General features: G+C 71.3%; 19 protein-coding genes, 1 tRNA gene and 1 other RNA gene. 11 read left to right on the top strand and 10 right to left on the bottom strand.

Features of this window, described 5'->3' with window-relative positions:
- The first annotated feature begins 93 nt into the window (after window positions 1–93).
- Complete coding sequence (gene nrdR / locus EEY80_RS13165; protein WP_126977059.1) at window positions 94–561, top strand: transcriptional regulator NrdR; 468 nt, start codon at window positions 94–96, stop codon at window positions 559–561.
- Window positions 558–1,667 (top strand): bifunctional diaminohydroxyphosphoribosylaminopyrimidine deaminase/5-amino-6-(5-phosphoribosylamino)uracil reductase RibD, encoded by a 1,110-nt coding sequence (ribD, locus tag EEY80_RS13160; protein ID WP_268885655.1) that lies wholly within the window; start codon window positions 558–560, stop codon window positions 1,665–1,667. The genes nrdR and ribD overlap by 4 nt, the downstream gene beginning before the upstream one ends.
- Here ribD and EEY80_RS13155 read toward each other — a convergent pair.
- From EEY80_RS13155 to EEY80_RS13145, 3 genes are all read right to left on the bottom strand, one after another.
- Complete coding sequence (locus EEY80_RS13155; protein WP_126977057.1) at window positions 1,664–3,721, bottom strand: capsular polysaccharide biosynthesis protein; 2,058 nt, start codon at window positions 3,719–3,721, stop codon at window positions 1,664–1,666. The genes ribD and EEY80_RS13155 overlap by 4 nt on opposite strands.
- A 4-nt stretch (window positions 3,722–3,725) precedes the next feature.
- A complete protein-coding gene (locus tag EEY80_RS13150) occupies window positions 3,726–4,862 on the bottom strand; it encodes a polysaccharide biosynthesis/export family protein (protein ID WP_126977055.1) in 1,137 nt (378 codons plus the stop codon).
- Window positions 4,863–4,943: 81 nt separating this feature from the next.
- On the bottom strand, window positions 4,944–6,284 hold the full coding sequence (locus EEY80_RS13145) for a capsule biosynthesis protein (RefSeq protein ID WP_126977053.1): 1,341 nt from the start codon (window positions 6,282–6,284) through the stop codon (window positions 4,944–4,946).
- Between the two features lie 242 nt (window positions 6,285–6,526).
- On the opposite strand from EEY80_RS13145, the gene EEY80_RS13140 reads away from it, so the two are divergent.
- The 7 genes from EEY80_RS13140 to EEY80_RS13110 all read left to right on the top strand — a co-directional run bounded on the left by EEY80_RS13140 (window position 6,527) and on the right by EEY80_RS13110 (window position 11,476).
- Window positions 6,527–7,171, top strand: a complete 645-nt coding sequence (locus EEY80_RS13140) for a riboflavin synthase (RefSeq protein WP_126977051.1) — start codon at window positions 6,527–6,529, stop codon at window positions 7,169–7,171.
- Entirely contained in the window at window positions 7,168–7,734 is a 567-nt protein-coding gene (locus EEY80_RS13135) for a hypothetical protein (RefSeq protein ID WP_126977049.1), read from the top strand. Before EEY80_RS13140 ends, EEY80_RS13135 begins: the two co-directional genes overlap by 4 nt.
- Before the next feature lie 109 nt (window positions 7,735–7,843).
- Window positions 7,844–8,938, top strand: coding sequence for a 3,4-dihydroxy-2-butanone-4-phosphate synthase (gene ribB, locus EEY80_RS13130; RefSeq protein ID WP_126977047.1), 1,095 nt, complete (start codon window positions 7,844–7,846; stop codon window positions 8,936–8,938).
- Window positions 8,939–8,942: 4 nt separating this feature from the next.
- Window positions 8,943–9,464 carry a 6,7-dimethyl-8-ribityllumazine synthase gene (locus tag EEY80_RS13125; RefSeq protein ID WP_126977045.1) on the top strand — a complete coding sequence of 174 codons (522 nt, stop codon included), beginning with the start codon at window positions 8,943–8,945 and terminating at the stop codon, window positions 9,462–9,464.
- Window positions 9,465–9,476: 12 nt separating this feature from the next.
- Window positions 9,477–9,962: a transcription antitermination factor NusB gene (gene nusB, locus EEY80_RS13120; protein WP_126977043.1), complete on the top strand. Its 486-nt coding sequence runs from the start codon at window positions 9,477–9,479 to the stop codon at window positions 9,960–9,962.
- 109 nt (window positions 9,963–10,071) lie between these two features.
- Complete coding sequence (locus EEY80_RS13115; protein WP_126977041.1) at window positions 10,072–10,413, top strand: hypothetical protein; 342 nt, start codon at window positions 10,072–10,074, stop codon at window positions 10,411–10,413.
- A gap of 232 nt (window positions 10,414–10,645) precedes the next feature.
- Window positions 10,646–11,476, top strand: coding sequence for a DUF481 domain-containing protein (locus tag EEY80_RS13110; protein ID WP_126977039.1), 831 nt, complete (start codon window positions 10,646–10,648; stop codon window positions 11,474–11,476).
- 96 nt (window positions 11,477–11,572) lie between these two features.
- On the opposite strand, the gene ssrS is transcribed toward EEY80_RS13110, so the two are convergent.
- Window positions 11,573–11,729, bottom strand: a non-coding RNA gene (gene ssrS / locus EEY80_RS13105) — 6S RNA.
- A gap of 181 nt (window positions 11,730–11,910) precedes the next feature.
- Here ssrS and EEY80_RS13100 point away from each other — a divergent pair.
- Window positions 11,911–12,348: an MmcB family DNA repair protein gene (locus EEY80_RS13100; RefSeq protein WP_126977178.1), complete on the top strand. Its 438-nt coding sequence runs from the start codon at window positions 11,911–11,913 to the stop codon at window positions 12,346–12,348.
- A 3-nt stretch (window positions 12,349–12,351) separates the two neighbouring features.
- Here the strand turns inward: EEY80_RS13100 and EEY80_RS13095 are convergent, their stop codons facing one another.
- Window positions 12,352–12,570 (bottom strand): DUF6324 family protein, encoded by a 219-nt coding sequence (locus tag EEY80_RS13095; RefSeq protein WP_126977037.1) that lies wholly within the window; start codon window positions 12,568–12,570, stop codon window positions 12,352–12,354.
- Between the two features lie 173 nt (window positions 12,571–12,743).
- Here EEY80_RS13095 and EEY80_RS13090 point away from each other — a divergent pair.
- Window positions 12,744–12,820, top strand: a tRNA-His gene (locus tag EEY80_RS13090).
- Between the two features lie 52 nt (window positions 12,821–12,872).
- Here the strand turns inward: EEY80_RS13090 and EEY80_RS20490 are convergent.
- The 5 genes from EEY80_RS20490 to EEY80_RS13065 form a co-directional block, all read right to left on the bottom strand.
- The gene (locus EEY80_RS20490) at window positions 12,873–13,850 is read right to left on the bottom strand and encodes an extensin-like domain-containing protein (RefSeq protein ID WP_235829838.1); all 978 of its coding nucleotides are present in this window, start codon (window positions 13,848–13,850) and stop codon (window positions 12,873–12,875) included.
- Complete coding sequence (locus EEY80_RS13080; RefSeq protein WP_126977035.1) at window positions 13,847–14,785, bottom strand: prephenate/arogenate dehydrogenase family protein; 939 nt, start codon at window positions 14,783–14,785, stop codon at window positions 13,847–13,849. The genes EEY80_RS20490 and EEY80_RS13080 overlap by 4 nt, the downstream gene beginning before the upstream one ends.
- Window positions 14,782–15,903 (bottom strand): histidinol-phosphate transaminase, encoded by a 1,122-nt coding sequence (gene hisC / locus EEY80_RS13075; RefSeq protein ID WP_126977033.1) that lies wholly within the window; start codon window positions 15,901–15,903, stop codon window positions 14,782–14,784. Before hisC ends, EEY80_RS13080 begins: the two co-directional genes overlap by 4 nt.
- Before the next feature lie 166 nt (window positions 15,904–16,069).
- Window positions 16,070–16,690 (bottom strand): 30S ribosomal protein S4, encoded by a 621-nt coding sequence (rpsD, locus tag EEY80_RS13070; RefSeq protein ID WP_126977031.1) that lies wholly within the window; start codon window positions 16,688–16,690, stop codon window positions 16,070–16,072.
- Between the two features lie 233 nt (window positions 16,691–16,923).
- Window positions 16,924–18,090: a Hint domain-containing protein gene (locus tag EEY80_RS13065; protein ID WP_126977029.1), complete on the bottom strand. Its 1,167-nt coding sequence runs from the start codon at window positions 18,088–18,090 to the stop codon at window positions 16,924–16,926.

Here is an 18,090-nt window from a genome sequence, read left to right as displayed (position 1 = left end):
GCATCTTGTGGCGGGCCAAAGCCTCTACCCAACGACTCGGTCGTCTCCTATAGTGCTGCGGAAAAAGACCGGACCGGGACGAGGGAGAGGGCCATGCGCTGCCCGTTTTGCGGCAATGTCGACACGCAGGTGAAGGACTCGCGTCCTGCGGAAGATCATGTGGCCATCCGCCGCCGCCGGTTCTGCCCGGCCTGCGGGGGCCGCTTCACCACCTACGAACGGGTGCAGCTGCGCGACCTCGTGGTGATCAAGACCAGCGGCAAGCGCGAGGAATTCGACCGGACCAAGCTGGAACGCTCGATCCGCATCGCGATGCAGAAACGTCCAATCGAGCCGGAACGCATCGACCAGATGATTTCCGGCATCGTGCGGCGGCTGGAAAGCCTGGGCGACACCGATATCCCCTCCAAGGTCATCGGCGAGATCGTGATGGAGACGCTGGCCCGGATCGACACCGTGGCCTATGTGCGCTTTGCCAGCGTCTACAAGAACTTCCAGGCCGCGGACGATTTCGACAAGTTCGTCTCGGAACTGCGGCCGCATCCCGGCGCGGAAGAGTGAGCCTGTCCCCGGCCGAGGCCGACCGGCGCTTCATGGCGCTGGCGATCGCGCTCGGCCGCCGGGGATTGGGGCGGGTCTGGCCGAACCCGGCCGTGGGCTGCGTCGTCGTGGCCGACGGGCGCATCCTCGGCCGCGGCTGGACCGCCGATGGCGGCCGGCCCCATGCCGAACCGCAGGCGCTGGCCCAGGCCGGGGCGGCGGCCCGGGGCGCCACCGCCTATGTCAGCCTCGAACCCTGCGCCCATCACGGGCAGACCCCGCCCTGCGCCGGGGCGCTGGTGGCAGCGGGCGTGGCGCGCGTCGTCACCGCGCTGGAGGATCCCGATCCCCGGGTCGCCGGCCGCGGCCATGACATCCTGCGCGCGGCCGGGGTCGCGGTCACGACCGGCGTTCTGTCGGCCGAGGCCGAGGCGGCGCAGCGCGGCTTCCTGACCCGCATCCGGCAGGGCCGGCCGATGGTCACGCTGAAGCTCGCGACCAGTTTCGACGGGCGGATCGCCACCGCCACCGGCGAAAGCCGCTGGATCACCGGGCCCGAGGCGCGGCATCTGGTTCACGGGATGCGGGCGCGGCATGACGCGGTGCTGGTCGGCGCGGGCACGGCGCGCGCGGATGATCCGCTGCTGACGGTGCGCGGGCTGGGGTCCCAGCGTCAACCGGTGCGGATCGTGGCCGCCGCGCGGCTGGACCTGCCGCGCGGGCGGCTTCTCGCCTCGCTGGATCAGGGGCCGGTCTGGCTGCTGCATGGCAGGGCGGCGCCCGAGGCCGCGCGCGCGGCATGGCAGCAGGCCGGGGCGACGCTGATCGAGGTGCCGGAGGGCGCCAGCGACGGGCTCGATCCGGCGGCGATGCTGGCGGCGCTCGGCGCGCGCGGGCTGACGCGGGTCTTCTGCGAAGGCGGGGGCCGGCTGGCGGCGAGCCTGCTGCAGCGCGGGCTGGTGGACGAGGTGACGGGCTTCACCGCCGGGCTGGCGCTCGGGGCGGCGGGGCGCGCGGCACTCGGCCCGCTCGATCACCCCGCGCTGGCCGATGCGCCGCGCTTCCGGCTGATCGAGACGCGGGTGGTGGGCGGCGATGTGCTGCATCACTGGGTTCGCGACCGCTAGCGCCAGAGCCAGGACTGCGCGGCGAACAGGCCTTGGGCCTTGGCCAGCAGCCGGTTGCCCGGCCCCGGGCGCGGGACGGTGCCCGTGGCCAGCCGCTCGACCGCCACTTCCGGCGGACAGGGGCGGCGGCTGACGGGGTCGAAATAGCGGGGATAGGCGACCAGCGCGGCATGGACGAACTGCATCAGCTCTGGCCGCGCCCTGTCCCGGGCGGCGCGGCGGCGGTCGGGCACCGGCCCCAGATCGCGGGTCAGGCCCCAGCCGGCATAGAAGGGCGCCCCGAGACAGGTGACGGGAACGCCGCGCAACAGCGCCTCGAACCCGAGGGTCGAGGTCATGGTCCAGACCTCCTGCACCAGGCCCAGAAGGGCGGCGGGATCGCCCTCCTCCAGCACCGCGTCGGCCAGTGTCAGCGCCGTTTCGCGCGGCACGGCGCCGGGGCGCAGACCGGCCAAAACATCGGGATGCGGCTTGTAGACGATCACTGCGCGGGGGTTTTTGGCGCGCACAAGTTGCAAAAGGTCAAGGTTGCGACGGGCCTCGCCCGCGCCGAGGCGGATCGAGGCGTCGTCCTCGACCTGTCCGGGCACAAGGATCCGATGCCCGTCCGGCAACACCGGCGCCGCACCGGCGAGGTTGTATTTGGTGACGCCCGCGCGGACGAGCTGCGCCACCAGCCGTTCGGCCCGGCCGATGCCGCCGGGCGGGGGCGGCGCGGCGATCAGCGCCTCCAGCCGGCTGGGGCGGGTGGGGTCATAATAGATCCCGTCCGGATCGGTGACCAGCGACAGCGGCGGCACCAGGTCCGCCCCCAGACCGCGCGAGCGCAGGAAGCCGTCCTCGACCCGCAGCAGCGGCAGGTCGGGCGTGGTCAGTTCCGGCGTTTCCTTCCCGGCCCAGACCATCAGCCCGCGCCCGCTGGCCCGCGCCTTGCGGATTGCGCTGCCGGGGCTGCCCGCGAAGACCAGCCGCCGTTCGCGGCCGAAGACCTGCGCCAGCCGCCCCCGTTTCCACAGGCGCATGCTCAGGGCGACATGGCCCCGGCCATCCTCGCGGAAGGCGCGGGTGTCGGCCTCCAGCTGGTCCACCGCCTCTTCAAAGCTGCAGGGCCGCCGCCGGCAGGGATCCCACCAGAGCGGCGACAGGATCATCGCCGCGGCGAACAGCTGCGCCCGGGTCAGGCGGCGGTCGCGGCGGGGCAGGGGCTGGCGATCTTCGGTCAGGCCCCAGCCGGCATAGAAGGGCAGGCCGAAGACCTGCGGCCGGTGCCCCGCGAGGATCGCCTCGAACCCCAGCTGCGACGAGACGGTATAGACCGCAATCGCGCCATCCAGCAGCCGCCAAGGCGATACGGGGTCCGTCAGCAGGGCGATGCGGCCGGTGGCGTCGGGGGCGCCGTAATGGCCGGGCCGGCCCCCTGCCCGGGTCTCGGGATGGGCGCGGATCAGGATCCGGGCCTGCGGATGGTCCAGCTGCGCCGCCACCAGCATCTCGCGGAAGGTGGCGGCACTGGCGCCGCCCAGCCGGATCGACGCATCGCCGCGCGTCTGGTCCACCACCAGCACATAGCCGGGAGGCGGGGCCTGCAGCGACAGATCGGAATTGTTGTATTTCGACAGTTCCAGCGCCCGTATCCTGCCGATACCATCCCGCGCGCGTTGCAAAAGGTGACTGTCGTCCAGCGGGTTCGCGCGGATCAGCGCCTCCAGCGCCGAGGGTGCGCCGCCGGCATAATGCGCGCCGCCCGTGGCATCCAGCAGCAGCCCCAGCGGCGGGCCGCCCCCGGCCCGGCCGGGATGGACCGAGCGCAGGAAGGCATCCTCGATCCGCACCAGCGGCAGTCCCTGCCGCGCCGCCAGCGCCTCGCCGCGTCCGGCATGGGGACTGTGGCCCCAGACCGCGACCGCATCCTCGGGCGCCGGCCGGCCGAGCGTCAGCGGCCAGCCCGCCGCCGCCAGCATCTCGCGCACCTCGCGCTGCCACAGGAAGCCCGCGTTGCGAAAGAACAGCCGCCGGGGAGTGGCCCCGGCGGCTGGATACGGTGCGGTGGACATACGGTCAGCCGCCGGCGCCGAGTGCCGCGACCGAATTGGCGGAATTCGCGGTGCCGGTCAGCGCCGACAGCGTCTTTTGCCACTGCACGAAAGGCGCCTCGGTGACATAGACCGTGTCCTGGTCGCGGATCACGAAATCCCGCGCCTCGAACATGCCGGTGGGCTGCGTCAGGTCCAGCACATAGACCATGCGCTGATCGCCGCGCAGGTCGCTGCGGCCCAGCACGGAATTGGCGATCTCGGCCTTTTCGTTGCGGAAGACGAAGACGCCGGTCGGGTCCGCCAGCGCGGTGTTCAGCCCGCCCACCTGCGCGATGGCCTCGATGGCGGAAATCGTCTGCGTGTCGAAGCGCACCCGGGTCTGGCCGCCGGTCGCGCCGAGCGCGGTGAAGGAACGGTCGTCCTGTTCCACCACGATCTTGTCGCCGGGGCGCAGCGCGATGTCGAGCTGCGGGTTGCGATAGAGGTCGGTCAGCCAGATCGTGCCGACATGGCTGCCGCGGGTGACGGTGATCTTCGCCGTCTCGGGCTCGATCGCGACGCCGCCCGCCTGCGCGATCATCGAGGCGAGCGTCCGCGTCGGCCGTTCGATCGGCTGCACGCCCTGCGCGCCCACCGCGCCCAGGAGGGTGACGGTGGAGCCGTCGCCGGCCAGCCGCGTCACCGAAACCTGCGGGTCCGGAGTCTGGGCGTCGAGCTTTTCGGTGATGATCCGGCGCAGCGCCTCGGGCGAATTGCCGGCGGCGCGCAGCCGGCCGGCATAGGGCACGAAGATATAGCCCTCGCCATCGACCTGAACCTCGGACAGTTGCGTGGCGGGCGCGCCTTCCATCGACAGAAGCCCGTCATCGACGTTTTCCCAGACCGTCAGTCCCAGCACGTCGCCCGGCTGGATCGTGTCCGACCCGACGACGCCCGCATTGACGAAGGCGCGCGAGAAGCCGAGCGCCGGCACGACCGCGGTGGCCCGGGTCACCCGTTCGTTGACGGAGACGACGAAGGCATTGCCTTGGCGTTCGACCGAACCGGCGAAGATCTCGCGCTTGTTGGGGCCGGACCGGGGAAGCCCGCAGCCCGCTACCGCGACGGTCACGGCAAGCAGGACAAGCGCGTTGGCCGCGCGGAATCGTTTCACTTTCACTGCCTAACGCTCCTTGTAGCGGAACCTGCCTCGTCTTTTTTGTGCAAACTTACGGAATCCGGGCCGAAAAAGCCAGTCTGCTTATTGCACGACGCGCAACTGCTGCCGCGGAGCCGCATGACCGGACAGAAGCGCGTCATAGGGATCCTCGGGCGACAGCATCATGTCCACCACCTGTCGTAGCGCGTGCCGCCGCCCCCGCGAGGAGTAGAAGCCGCCCGGCACCTGCGAGGTTTCCAGCAGATAGTGGCGATAATCGCGGTAGGCGCGGGTATCGGGCCGGCGGGGCCGGGCGAAGAACTCGGCCATCGGCTGGGGCGAGCAGAATTCCGGCTGGGAATAGACGGCCCGGCCGAGCGCCTTCAGCGGCAGCCCGCGCCACAGCACCTGCTGCGCGGCGGTGGAATTGACCGTCACCGCCGAGCGGGCATTGTTCAGCAGGCTCGCCAGCTTGCCGCCGCGGACGAAATGCACGCGCTCCGCCACGCCCATCGCCCGGGCCATGCGCCGGATATCAGCCACGAGCGGCGCGCGCCCGTCTTCCAGCGGATGCGCCTTGAAGACGAGGTGATGGTGCCCCGGCGCGCCCCGGGCGAAGCCGTCGAGCACCGTTTCGATGAAATCGCCCATCCGGGCGAAGGGCCCGTGTTCGCGAAAGCTCGCGTCATGTTCCAGTTGCATCAGCACGAGGTGATAGGGAAAGCCGCCCTGCCGGATGCGCCATGTCTCCAGCATCCGTTCCAGCGCATGCAGCGGCATCAGCACCAGCCGCCGCAGGTGCAGCCGGAATTCCGCGCCGACGCCGATGCTGCGATGCGGGCGGAACCCGGCATAGCGGCCGTTCCGGAACAGGACGAAGAAATGGTAGAGCGCGCCATAGAAGACGTGGTGGCGCATGTCGCCCCAGCGGGCGGGCGCCTCGGGCATCTCCATCTGCGACTGTTCCAGCGCGGCGCGCATCGTGGCGACGGACATGCCCATCAGCCGCGAATGGCCGTTCGCGCCGCCGCGTTCATAGGTGATCCAGTAGGGGCGGAGGTAGCCTTCCTCGAACACATGGACGGTCAGCCCCAGATCGCGCGCCACCTGCAGCGCGGCGGCATGGACGGGGCGGGTATCGCCATAGACGACCAGATCGGTCACCTCCTGCGCGGCGATGATCGCCCGCAGGGCCGCCGGCCAGTCCCCGGCGGGACCGCGATAGGGGACATAGCTGCCGCGGTCGGGCCAGAACCATTCGTCGCCGCGGTTGAACCCCACCCGCAGACAGCGGCAGCCGGCACGGCGCAGCATCGCGGCGAGGCGGTCGAAGAAGGGGCCGTGCGGGCCTTGCAGGAACAGGAAGCAGCGGCCGGTCGGTTCCCCGCCCGCGCTGCCTGCCGGTCCCGCCGCCCCTGCCGTGTCGTCCGCCCTGCCGTCCATGCGTTCGTTCCCGTCCCCGGCCCTCAATACACCAGTCCGCCGGCCTGTCATGCCGCATCGGCGCCACGATCGGCGGCGCCCGCTGCCGCAGGGCCGGACATTGTCGCGCCTCCGGGGCAGGGGGATGGCGCGGGAATGGCCGGAATGGGGCGCGTGCCCCCGCTTGCGCATGGCCCCGCCTTGCGCAGGGCGGCATCGGGGATTAGGCAAGGACAACGGTCCCGCGCAAGACGGAGGGCGCCCTGTTCACCGGCATCGTCACCGAGATCGGCCAGATCCTGTCCGCCGGCCCCGTGCCGGGCACGGCGGGGGCCGAGATGCGGCTGCGCATCGCGGCGCGCGGCTGCGCCGGCCTGTCCATCGGCCGTTCGGTTGCCTGCGACGGCGTCGGGCTGACGGTCGTGGCGCGCGGCGGCGACGCGGCGGAGGATGACGCGGAGAGTGGCGGCTGGTTCGAGGTGCAGGCCTCTGCCGAAACCGTCGCGCGCAGCGTCGCCGGACGCGGCCTGTGGCGCGCCGGGCGCGGGATCAACCTTGAACGGGCGCTGAAGGTCGGCGACGAACTGGGCGGCCATATCGTGGCAGGCCATGTCGACGGGGTGGCCGAGATCCTGTCGCTGACGCCCGAGGGCGGCAGCCTGCGCGCCCGGCTGCGCCTGCCCGAAGACCTCGCGCTCCTCGTCGCGCCCAAGGGGTCCATCGCGCTGAACGGCACCTCGCTGACGGTAAACGAGGTGGAGGGTCGCGATTTCGGCGTCAACCTGATCCCGCACACGCTGACGGCGACGACCTGGGGCGCGGCGGCCGCGGGCGATCCGGTGAATGTCGAGGTCGACACGCTCGCCCGCTATGTCGCCCGGCTGGTCGAAACGGGCGCGCGGCCATGAGCGGTCCCGGCCATAACGGCGGCCCGGCGCTGGAGCCGGGGGGCACCTGGCGGCGCACCTGCTGGCAGAAGGCGCGGGCCGATCTGCTGCCGACCCTGCCGCTGGAGGTGGTGCGCCTGCGGGTGCAGCGGGCGGCAGAGATCGGGCTCGACTATCGCAGCTATGCGACGATTCGCGCCACCACCGGGCATGACCTCGTGGCCTTCCTGTTCTCGTCCAACGCGCTGATGCTGTTCCGCGAGGCGCAGAGGCTCGATCCCGCGCGGCGCGACAAGCTGGCGGCGCAGCGGGGCGTGGCCCGGCATCTGGCCGCACAGCCGCCGCTGTCGGCGGAGCGGCTGGTCGCCGACCTCGCCGCGCAGGGCATCGCCATCGACCATGCCGGCCGGGCGCCGGGCCTGCTGTCCTTTGCCGATCTGCGGCGGGCCGTGCGGTCGCTGGTGGCGCCGCATGCGCCGGACCGGGTGCTGCTGGTGGCGGACACCGCGCTGGAACGGGAATGGGTCGCGGCGGCGCAGCTGGCCGGGCACCTTCCGGCAGCGCGGTTCTTTCCCGCCGCCTGACCGGCGGCCCCGCGCCGCGCCTGTGCAGGGGCGGCGGACGGGCGTGCAGGCGGCGCGCTGGTCAAGCCTCGAACGCTGCGCTATCAGGCATCTGTCGCCGGAGGACAGGATGACAGAGACCCGAACGGACTACACAGACGCGATCTCGTCGGTCGAGGAGATCATCGAGGATGCCCGCAACGGGCGGATGTTCATTCTCGTCGACCACGAGGACCGCGAGAACGAGGGCGACCTCGTCATCCCGGCCGAGATGGCGACCGCCGAGGCGGTGAACTTCATGGCCACGCATGGCCGCGGGCTGATCTGCCTGTCCATGACCGGGCAGCGGATCGACCAGCTTGGCCTGCCGCTGATGGCGTCGAAGAATTCCAGCCGGCACGAGACGGCCTTCACCGTCTCGATCGAGGCGCGCGAGGGCGTGTCTACCGGCATCTCGGCGCATGACCGGGCGCTGACCATTGCCGTCGCCATCGACCCGGACCGGGGGGCCGCCGATCTGGCGACGCCGGGCCATGTCTTCCCGCTGCGCGCCCGTGACGGCGGCGTGCTGATCCGGGCCGGCCATACCGAGGCCGCGGTGGATATCAGCCGCCTTGCCGGGCTGAAGCCCGCGGGCGTGATCTGCGAGATCATGAACGATGACGGCACCATGGCCCGGCTGCCGGACCTCGTGGCCTTCGCTCAACGGCACGGGCTGAAGATCGGCACGATTTCCGACCTGATCGCCTACCGGCGCAAGCATGACAACCTCGTGGCGGAACGCGCGGTGAAGCCGGTCCATTCGCAACACGGCGGCGACTGGATCATGCATGTCTTCGCCGACAGCGTGCAGGGCGCCGAACATATCGTGCTGTCGAAGGGCGACCTGTCCGGCGACCGTCCGGTACTGGTGCGGGTCCATGCGCTCGATCCGCTGCGCGATGTGCTGAGCGTGGGCGCCTGCAGCGACCTGCCCGCCGCGATGCGTGCCATCGCCGCCGAGGGCCGGGGTGCGGTGGTGCTGCTGCGCGACCTGACGATGAAGCTGCCGCTGGATGGCGAGGTGTCGCCGCATGTGCTGCGCCAGTATGGCGTGGGTGCGGAAATCCTCGCGGCGCTCGGCCTGACGCGGATCGAGCTTCTAACCAATTCCACCCGCCCGCGGATCATCGGCCTCGATGGCTACGGGCTGGAAATCACCGGCACCCGCCCCTTCGGAGAGTGACAGCATGGCCGCCGCCGAAAGCCATTACAGCCTGCCCCTGCCGGCCTTCGACAAGCCGGTGAAACTGCTGGTCGTCGTGGCGCCCTATTACCGCGACATCGCCGATGCGCTGGTCGCGGGCGCGCGGGCCACCGCCGCGGCCGGCGGCGCCAGCGTCGATCTGGTCGAGGTGCCGGGCGCGCTGGAGATTCCCGCCGCCATCGGCATGGCGGCGCGTCTGGCCGACTATGACGGCTTCGTGGCGCTCGGTTGCGTGATCCGGGGCGAGACCACGCATTACGACACTGTCTGCAACGACAGCTCGCGCGGACTGACGCTGCTCGGCCTGCAGGGCACCTGCATCGGCAACGGCATCCTGACCGTCGAGACCCGCGAACAGGCGGTCGTCCGGGCCGATCCGGCCGGACAGGACAAGGGCGGCGGCGCGGCGGCGGCGGCCTTGCATCTGGTCGCGCTTTCCCGCAAATGGGCGCGCCGGACGCAGGGCATGGGCTTCCTTCCCGCCTCGGCCGGCATCCCGTCCTGAAGAAGGCCCGCCATGACCGACACGCCCCGCCACAAGCCCAGCCTCGAAGAGCGTCGCCAGCGCAAGTCGGCGGCCCGGCTCTATGCCGTGCAGGCGCTGTTCCAGATGGAGGCGGCGGGCCAGTCGGTCGACAAGGTGCGCCGCGAGTTCGAGACGCATCGCTTCGGCGCGGTCTATGACGAGGACGAGATGGCCGAGGGCGATCCCGACCTGTTCCGCCGCCTGCTGGAAGACGCGGTGCAGTGGCAGGCGAAGATCGACCAGATGACCGACCGGGCGCTGGTGGCGAAATGGCCCATCGACCGGATCGACCCGACGCTGCGCGCGCTGTTCCGTGCGGCGGGGGCGGAACTGATGACCGCCGCCACGCCGCCCCGGGTGGTGATCTCCGAGTTCGTCGACGTGGCCCGCGCCTTCTTCCCGGAAGGCAAGGAACCCGGCTTCGTCAACGCGGTGCTGGACCACATGGCGCGCGAGGCCCGGCCCGAGGCGTTCTAAGGGGCCCGGCCGGGCTGCGGCAGATTGCGGGGCTGACGCTGCCCCGGCGCGGGTGCAGGATGGATCGCGGGGCCGATGCCTCCCCGATGCCCGCCTGTGGAGCCCGCCTATGCCGAAACTCGTCCGCCTCTACCTGCGCAACATCCTCGTCGGCGTGGCGCTGTCCGTCGTCTTCGTCGGCCTGCTGATCGCGCTGGACGTGGCCGGGCTCCGCCATCTGCTGCTGGGGACCCAGGCGGGTCCGATCGCGCTGGTGATGCTGCTGGTCTTCAATGCCATCGTCTTTGCGGGCGTGCAGTTCGGCATCGCCGTCATGCGCATGGCCGAGCCCGAGGATCGCGCCGGCGGTCCCGGCCGGCCCGCGGCAGCGCCGCCGACGACGGCCGTGCCCGCGCCAGTGCCTGCGCCCGCGAGCCGCCCCCTGCAGACCCGCCGCCCCCTCCGCCGGTAACGCCGCCTTCATAAGGGCGTGACCGCTGGAACCGGCCATTTGGCGCCGGTTCCGGCCTGCGCGTGCGGCGGGTTCTCGCCCCCTCGGCAACACGTGATGAATCAAGGACATGCGGTCCGGACCCCTCTGCGCTACCACGCGTTGACGGCCACAGCCTGCACGCACCGGTTGCGCATCAGCAGGCAGGGGAACCGCGGGGACGCCCGCGGCAGTGACAGTGAAAGGACATCCGATGAACGCATATTTCAGACTGGCCGCACCGTCGGCGCTCGCGCTGCTGGTGGGGATGGGCGCGGCCCATGCGCAGGGCACGCTGGTCGGCACCACCGCGCTCGACGACCGTATCGACGACATCCAGGTGGATGCGCAGCAGGACCTGCAGGATGCGCAGGATGCGGCCCGCTTCGGCCCCGCGAACTTCCGTCAGGGCTGGTCGGGCGAGGTCGCGCTGACCTATTCCGGCAGCTCGGGCAATGCCGATACCCAGGACCTCGCCGCCGCCGGCCGCGTGCGCTATGGCGCCGGGCAGTGGACCCAGGAACTGGGCTTCGGCGTCGAATGGGGCGAGGACGACGGCGACGAGACCCAGAAGGAAGCCTTCTTCGTCTATGACGCCAACTACTACCTGAACGACCAGTTCTACATCTTCGGCCTCGCCCGCTGGCAGTATGACGGCTACGCCGCCTTCAAGAACGACGGCTTCCTCGGCGCCGGTCCGGGTATTCGCGTGCTGAACACGCCGACCACGACCTGGCGGCTGCAGGCGGGTCCCGGCGTGCGCTATGTCGAGACGCAGGATGACGAGGACGATACCGAAGCCGCGGCCATCGCCTCGTCGCGGTTCTTCCACGCGTTCAACGAGACGGTCTATCTGACCAACGACACCGACCTGCTGAACTCGGATGCCGGCTTCTCGGCCTATAACGATCTGGGGTTGAACGTGGCGATGACCGACACGCTGTCGACGCGCATCAGCTATCAGACCGAATATAACGAGGAAGCGGTGCCGGGCACCGAGAAGACCGACAACAAGCTGGGCGTGTCGCTGGTGATGGGCTTCTGAGCCACGGGCCCAATCGACAGGATAAGGGGGGCGGAGCGATCCGCCCCTTTGTCGTTTCCGGAGGCCGGTTCAGACGCCGGCGGCAGAGCGGAGGCGGCGGAATCCGCGGCAGCCGTGGAGGCGAGCAATTCCCGAGAGCCTGGATTACCAGGTGGGCGCCAGGTACCAAGGCCAGGACCTTGGCAGAGCCAGCTCCCTCGGAAAAGATTATCGGCCACTGGAAAAGGGCCTCGCACGAGAGGGGCAGAAACCGCCGTCACCCAACATAGGCATCGCGGCGGTCGGCTGCAAGCGGCGCCTGCCCGGAGCGCGGGCCGGGGCTTGTCTCATGTTCACTTTTGGTTCATGATCCGGTCATGCCCAGACCCCTGTTCCCGTCGCCACTGCCGGAGGATCCGGCCAGCCGCCCTGCGGCCTCGCCCGAACTCGCGCCGATGCCCGGCCAGCTTCTGGCGCGCGGCGTCAGCCGGCACCTGCTGTCCCACGGCTTCGCCACGGTGCACGAACTGGTGCCGGCGCCGGGGCTGCGGGTCGATGTGATGGGGCTGGGGCCGAAGGGCGAGATCTGGATCGTCGAATGCAAGTCGGGCCGGGCCGACTATGCCGCGGACCGCAAGTGGCAGGGCTATCTGGAATGGGCCGACCGGTTCTTCTGGGCCGTCGACGCGGAGTTTCCGACCGAGCTTCTGCCCGAGGGCACCGGGCTGATCATCGCCGATGCCTATGACGCCGAAATCCTGCGGCTGGGGCCGGAGGCGCCGCTGCCCGGGGTGCGGCGCAAGGCGATGCTGCAGAAATTCGCCCGCCATGCCGCGCTGCGCCTGCAGGGGCTGCGCGATCCGGCCGCCACCGGCCTGATGGGGCCGGGCTGACCCTCAGCGCCGGCGCCCGCCGCCGGGTCGGGCAGGGCCGCCCATGCCGCGCGCGGCCTCGGCCGCGGCACGCAGCTCCTCGGCGATCTCCTCGGCCTCGTCCGGGTCGAAATCCAGCGGCAGTTCCAGACCCTCGGCCTCGACATAGATGCGCACCATGCCCAGCGTCGTCGGGCCGATCTGCAGGTTCGCGGCGATGTCGCTTTCCTTGTCGATGCTCATGGCGGTCTCCTCTGGCCGGCCGCGGAAGGGGCCGGCATGCGGTGTCCGGCCCGTCCCGAAGGCTTCCCGGCAGGTAGCGCGGATGCCGCCCGCCCCGCAAGCGCCATTCGCGCCCCGCCCCCCGCGGCAGCCTCTTGCAATCCCGTCCGGCAGGGTTTAGACGACCCGCCAGTGCCGCCTTAGCTCAGTTGGTTAGAGCACCAGATTGTGGATCTGGGGGTCCCCCGTTCGAGCCGGGGAGGCGGTACCATCACACCGGACCGAGCAACACGCCCGCTCCTCCGAGGGCCGCCCCGCCCGCCCTACCGGCAATAGGGGCTGTTGCGCTTCACCGTGTCCAGATGCAGGTGGTCGCGGTGGAAGCTGTCGGAATTCGGCCCCAGCACCGTGCCGAAGGTCCCGCAGGCGGACTTGTGCGCCGATTTCAGGATCTTGCCGTGCTGGCGGTCGCTCCAGCCCTTCAGCACGGTGATCGTCACCCCGTTGGCCAGGCCGATTCCGGCCACGTCCACCGCCTTGCCGCGCCCGTGTTCCGAGATCACCTCGCCCCGCTGGTTGTTGCGGGCCCGGCAGGCATAGCTGCCCGCGATCTGCAGCCGGACCGCGCCGCCGCCCAACCGGCCGACCGCCGGCTTCACCCCGCGCTCGACCCAGTCGTCCAGCGCCCGGGCGGTGGTGCAGTCGGTGCGGATCGGCTGCGACAGCGACAGGCCGGCCACGCGCGTCACCTCGACCCCGTCGGTCAGGCCGCAGGCGGCGATGCGTTCGCGGATCGGCGGAATCGGCGTGCCGCGCAGGCTGTCGCGCCCGCAGACGGAGCCCGCGCGCCCGGTGATCGCCTCGGGCACCGGCTGCACCCGCATCGTCGCGGCGGCGGACAGGCGCTGCAGGTTCTCGGGGCGGGGCAGGGGGCGCGGCAGGCTGGCCGCCGGGGGCAGGGTGGCAGCGGCGACCTGCACCACGGGCACCCGCTGGGCCTGTGGCGGGCGCGGCCGGGGCCGCAGCCCCGGCAGGCCCAAGGCGGCATTCGCCGCGGTCACCTCGGTGGCGGTGGAGCCGGGGCGCGGCTTCGGCCGGCGCGGTGCGGCGGCAACTGCGGCGGCGGCCGGGGGACTGTCAGGGATGGCGGCCAGATCGTCCGGCCGGGGCGGCGGCGGAGCGGAGAGCGCCTCTTGCGCCAGCAGCCCCTGCGGCCCCGGGACCGCCACGACCAGCCCCGCCAGCGTCAGGCGCAGCATCCCCGCAAGGCCCGCGGCCAGGGTCAGCCGCCCGCCCGTCATGTCGCCGGCTTCGACCGGCCAAAGTCCGGGGCGGCCGTGTCCTGCCCCGCCTCGATGATGCCGCGGCGGATGGCCCGGGTGCGGCTGAAATAGTCGTGCAGCTGCTGCCCGTCGCCCATGCGGATCGCCCGCTGCAGCATGAACAGCTCCTCGGTGAAGCGTCCGAGGATGTCGAGCGTCGCCTCCTTGTTGGTCAGGAACACGTCGCGCCACATCACCGGGTCCGAGGCGGCGATCCGGGTGAAGTCGCGGAAGCCCGAGGCGGAATACTTGATGACCTCCTGCTGCGAGACTCGGCGCAGGTGATCGGCCACGCCCACCATCGTGTAGGCGATCAGGTGCGGCGTGTGCGACACCACCGCCAGCACCAGATCGTGATGCGCGGGTTCCATCGTGTCGACATTGGCGCCCATGCCCTCGTACAGCCGGCGCAGCCGGGCGACCGCCTCGGGCGCCGCATCCTCGGCCGGGCAGAGCAGCCACCAGCGGTTGACGAACAGCGTGGCAAAGCCGGACCGGGGGCCGGATTGCTCGGTCCCCGCCAGCGGATGGCTGGGCACGAAATGAACGCCGGCGGGCAGGTGGGGGGCGACCGCCTCGATCACCGCCTGCTTGACGGAGCCTACATCGGTCACCGTGGCGCCTTGGGCCAGATGCGGCGCGATTTCCGCCGCCACCGCGCCCATGGCGCCCACCGGCACCGCCAGCACCACCAGATCGGCGCCCGCCACCGCCTCGGCCGCGGTGGCCGCGACGCGGTCGACGAAGCCGATTTCCAGCGCCGCGGCCCGGCTGGCCTCGGATTGCGCATGGCCCACGATCTCGCCCGCCAGACCCTGCGCCTTCATCGCATGGCCCATGGACGAGGCGATCAGCCCCAGCCCGATCAGCGCGACCCGGCCAAAGACCGGCCGGCTGTCCTCGCCATCGGTCATGCGCCGCCGCCCTCGGGCGCGGCGGCGGCGGGGGTCTTGGCGGCCTTGAACTGGCCGATGGCATGGGCGACCCGGCGGCAGGCGGATTCGTCGCCCACCGTGATCCGCAGGCAGTTGGGCAGCTTGTAGCCCGCGACCCGCCGCACGATCAGCCCGTGGCTTTGCAGGAAGGCGTCGCAGGCCACCGCCTCGGCCTCGTCGGCAAAGCGGGCGAGGATGAAATTGGCGGTCGAGGTGTCCGAGGGCACGCCCCGTTCCATCAGCGCCTCGGCCAGCCAGCTGCGCAGGCGGGTGTTGTCGGCGCGGCAGCGGTCCACCCAGTCCTGATCGCGCACCGCGGCCTCGGCGGCGTCCAGCTGCGCGGTGGACAGGTTGAACGGCCCCCGCACCCGGTTCAGCACGTCGATGATCGCCTTGGGGCCATAGCCCCAGCCAACCCGCAGCCCGCCCAGACCGTAGATCTTGGAAAAGGTCCGCGTCATGAAGACGTTGGGCCGGGTCGTGGCCAGCCAGGCGCCGCCATCGTAGCCCGCCACATATTCGGCATAGGCCCCGTCCAGCACCAGGATGGCCTGCGGCGGCAGCCCGTCGGCCAGACGCTCGATCTCTGCCAGACCGATCATCGTGCCGGTCGGGTTGTTCGGGTTGGCGATGAAGACCAGCCGCGTCCGCGGCGTGCAGGCGGCCAGCAGCGCGTCCACATCCGTGACCCGCTCGCGTTCGCGCACCTCGACCGGGGTCGCGCCGCTGGCGAGGGTCGAGATGCGGTACATCAGGAAGCCGTGTTCGGTGAACACCACCTCGTCGCCCGGCCCGGCATAGCACTGGCACAGCAGGTGCAGGATCTCGTCCGAGCCGACGCCGCAGATGATCCGGGTCGAATCGAGCCCGTGCACCTCGCCGATGGCCTGCCGCAGCGCCGTGTGGTCGCTGCTGGGATAGCGGTGCAACTTGTGCACGGCGCGCTGGAACGCCTCTTTGGCGCGTTCCGACGGGCCGAAGGGATTTTCGTTCGAGGACAGCTTCACGGCGTCGGACATGCCCGCGACATGCGCCGCCCCACCCTCGTAAAGCGCGATGTCGAGGATGCCGGGCTGCGGACGGATGGGATCAGACATGGAACGACTCCGAAACTCCGGCCCTTCTACCGGCGCCCCCGCAGCATTGCCAGCGGCATGTGCCGCCTGGGGCACGGCCGGACCGGCAGGGATGCAAAAAGGCCGCGGAGCATCTCCGCGGCCTTCGGCAACCGGTGTCCGGCGGCGCAGTCGCGCCGCGGCCGGATCAGTTCTTGGCGTAGTATTCGACGACGAGGTTCGGTTCCATGTGCACCGGGTAGGGCACGTCCGACAGGCCCGGGGCGCGAACGAAGGTCGCGGTCATCTTGGAATGGTCGACTTCCAGGTAGTCCGGCACGTCACGCTCGGCCAGGCCCACGGCTTCCAGCACGATCGCCAGCTGCTTGGACCGGTCGCGGACGGCGACCACGTCGCCCTCCTTCACGCGGTAGGAGGCGATGTTCACGCGCTTGCCGTTCACGGTGACATGGCCGTGGTTCACGAACTGGCGGGCGGCGAAGATCGTCGGCACGAACTTGGCGCGGTAGACCACCGCGTCCAGACGACGCTCCAGCAGGCCGATCAGCATCTCGCCGGTATCGCCCTGCACGCGCTCGGCCTCGGCGAAGATCTTGCGGAACTGCTTTTCGGTCAGGTCGCCGTAATAGCCCTTCAGCTTCTGCTTGGCGCGCAGCTGCGTGCCGAAGTCGCTGAGCTTGTTCTTGCGGCGCTGGCCGTGCTGGCCGGGGCCGTATTCGCGCTTGTTGACCGGGGATTTGGCCCGGCCCCAGATGTTCTCGCCCATGCGGCGGTCGATCTTGTACTTGGCAGAGGTGCGTTTGGTCACCGCTGATCTCCTTCGTCTCGTTGTTATCGCGCACCCCGGCGGGGCGGCTTTCGTTCGTGAAGGGCGTTGTCCTTTGCCACCGGGATCAGCCGGGGGCCGACAGGCATCCCCTCGCGGGGGCCGCCAACACCAAAGAAAAGTCCGGGCACATCCGGCCCGGACGGCGCGCTTATACAGAGGCGGGCGGGCGAGTCAACAGCCGGCGGCTCAGGCAGGCGGTCCGGGCCGGCGTCTCAGGCGGCGTGGCACAGGATGGCGGCCTCGGGCCGGCTGAGGCAGCGCCGCGCGGCGGGACCGTAGCCGCCCGCCACCAGCCCGGCCAGGTCCGCCGCCTGCCCGGGATCGAGCATCGCGGGGTCGCAGAAGTCGGGGTGGAAACTTTCGGTCTCGACCCCGTTCGCCCGCAGGATCTGGTGACGCTCCAGCAGCAGGTGCACATAGGTCACCTCGCGCAGCCCGTGATCGACATGGACGTGAAGGTCGTCGATCAGGTCCTCGGCCGCGACCAGCACCTCGGGACTGCCGAACAGCGCCTGTGCCCGCGCGCCGGTCAGCAGCATCCGGTGCCGGGGCGAAACGATGAGGTCGCGGTCGGGGATCCCGCAGCCTGCCGCCCCCGCGCGGATCCGCACCGGGCGCATCCGCGGCATCGCGTGCAGCCGCGCGCCGCTCATCCGCCGCTGGCCCGTCCAGACCACGGGGCAGGGGCCGTCGTCGCGGGTCAGCACCATCTCGCCCGGCCGGATCGCCTCGACCGGGCGCCGGCCGCAGGGCGTGTCGATCAGCGTGCCGGGGGTGAAGCACAGCATGCCGCGGTCGGCATCGTCCGTCCGGTCGCGCGCGGCCAGCCGCAGGCTGCGCTCGACCACCCAGAGGTCGGTGCCCGGCGGCGGCATCGCGCCCGACATCGCCACCAGCCGTTCGCCCTGGCGGCCGGTCGGGCCGAAGATGGGGCCGCGCGCCGCACCGCCAAAGCTGCCGCCGATGCTGCCTCTCGGCTCGATTACCGACATCCGCCAGCTGGTCAGCCCGTCGGTCACGGTGAAGGCGCCGTCGCTCTGCGTCAGGTCGAGGCTTGCATCCGGCAGGTCGGGTTCCGGCTCCGCCGCAGACTCGACCTCGGCCTCCCCGGGGCCCGGCAGCGCCGCCAGCGGCCAGCCGCGCCGCCCGGCCTGCCCGGTCAGCCGCTGCGCCACCCGCGCGGCCCGGCGATGCAGGTCGGCCGCCCCGACCGCGCCATGCAGCACCAGCAGGCCCGCCGGGCCGTCCACTCGCACCGCCTCGCCCGTCCAGCGCCATTCGGCGCCGGGCATCAGCGCCCCGGGCGGGGCGCCGCGCACGCCGTCCAGTTCCGTTTGCCCCCAGGAGATGACGAAGGTGCCCCGCAATCCCTTCAGCAT

The sequence above is a fragment of the Frigidibacter oleivorans genome, from assembly GCF_003993775.1.
GTDB classification, from domain to species: Bacteria; Pseudomonadota; Alphaproteobacteria; order Rhodobacterales; family Rhodobacteraceae; genus Frigidibacter; species Frigidibacter oleivorans.
Note: the sequence above shows the minus strand (reverse complement) of the source record. Positions and strands in the feature narration are given on the sequence as shown.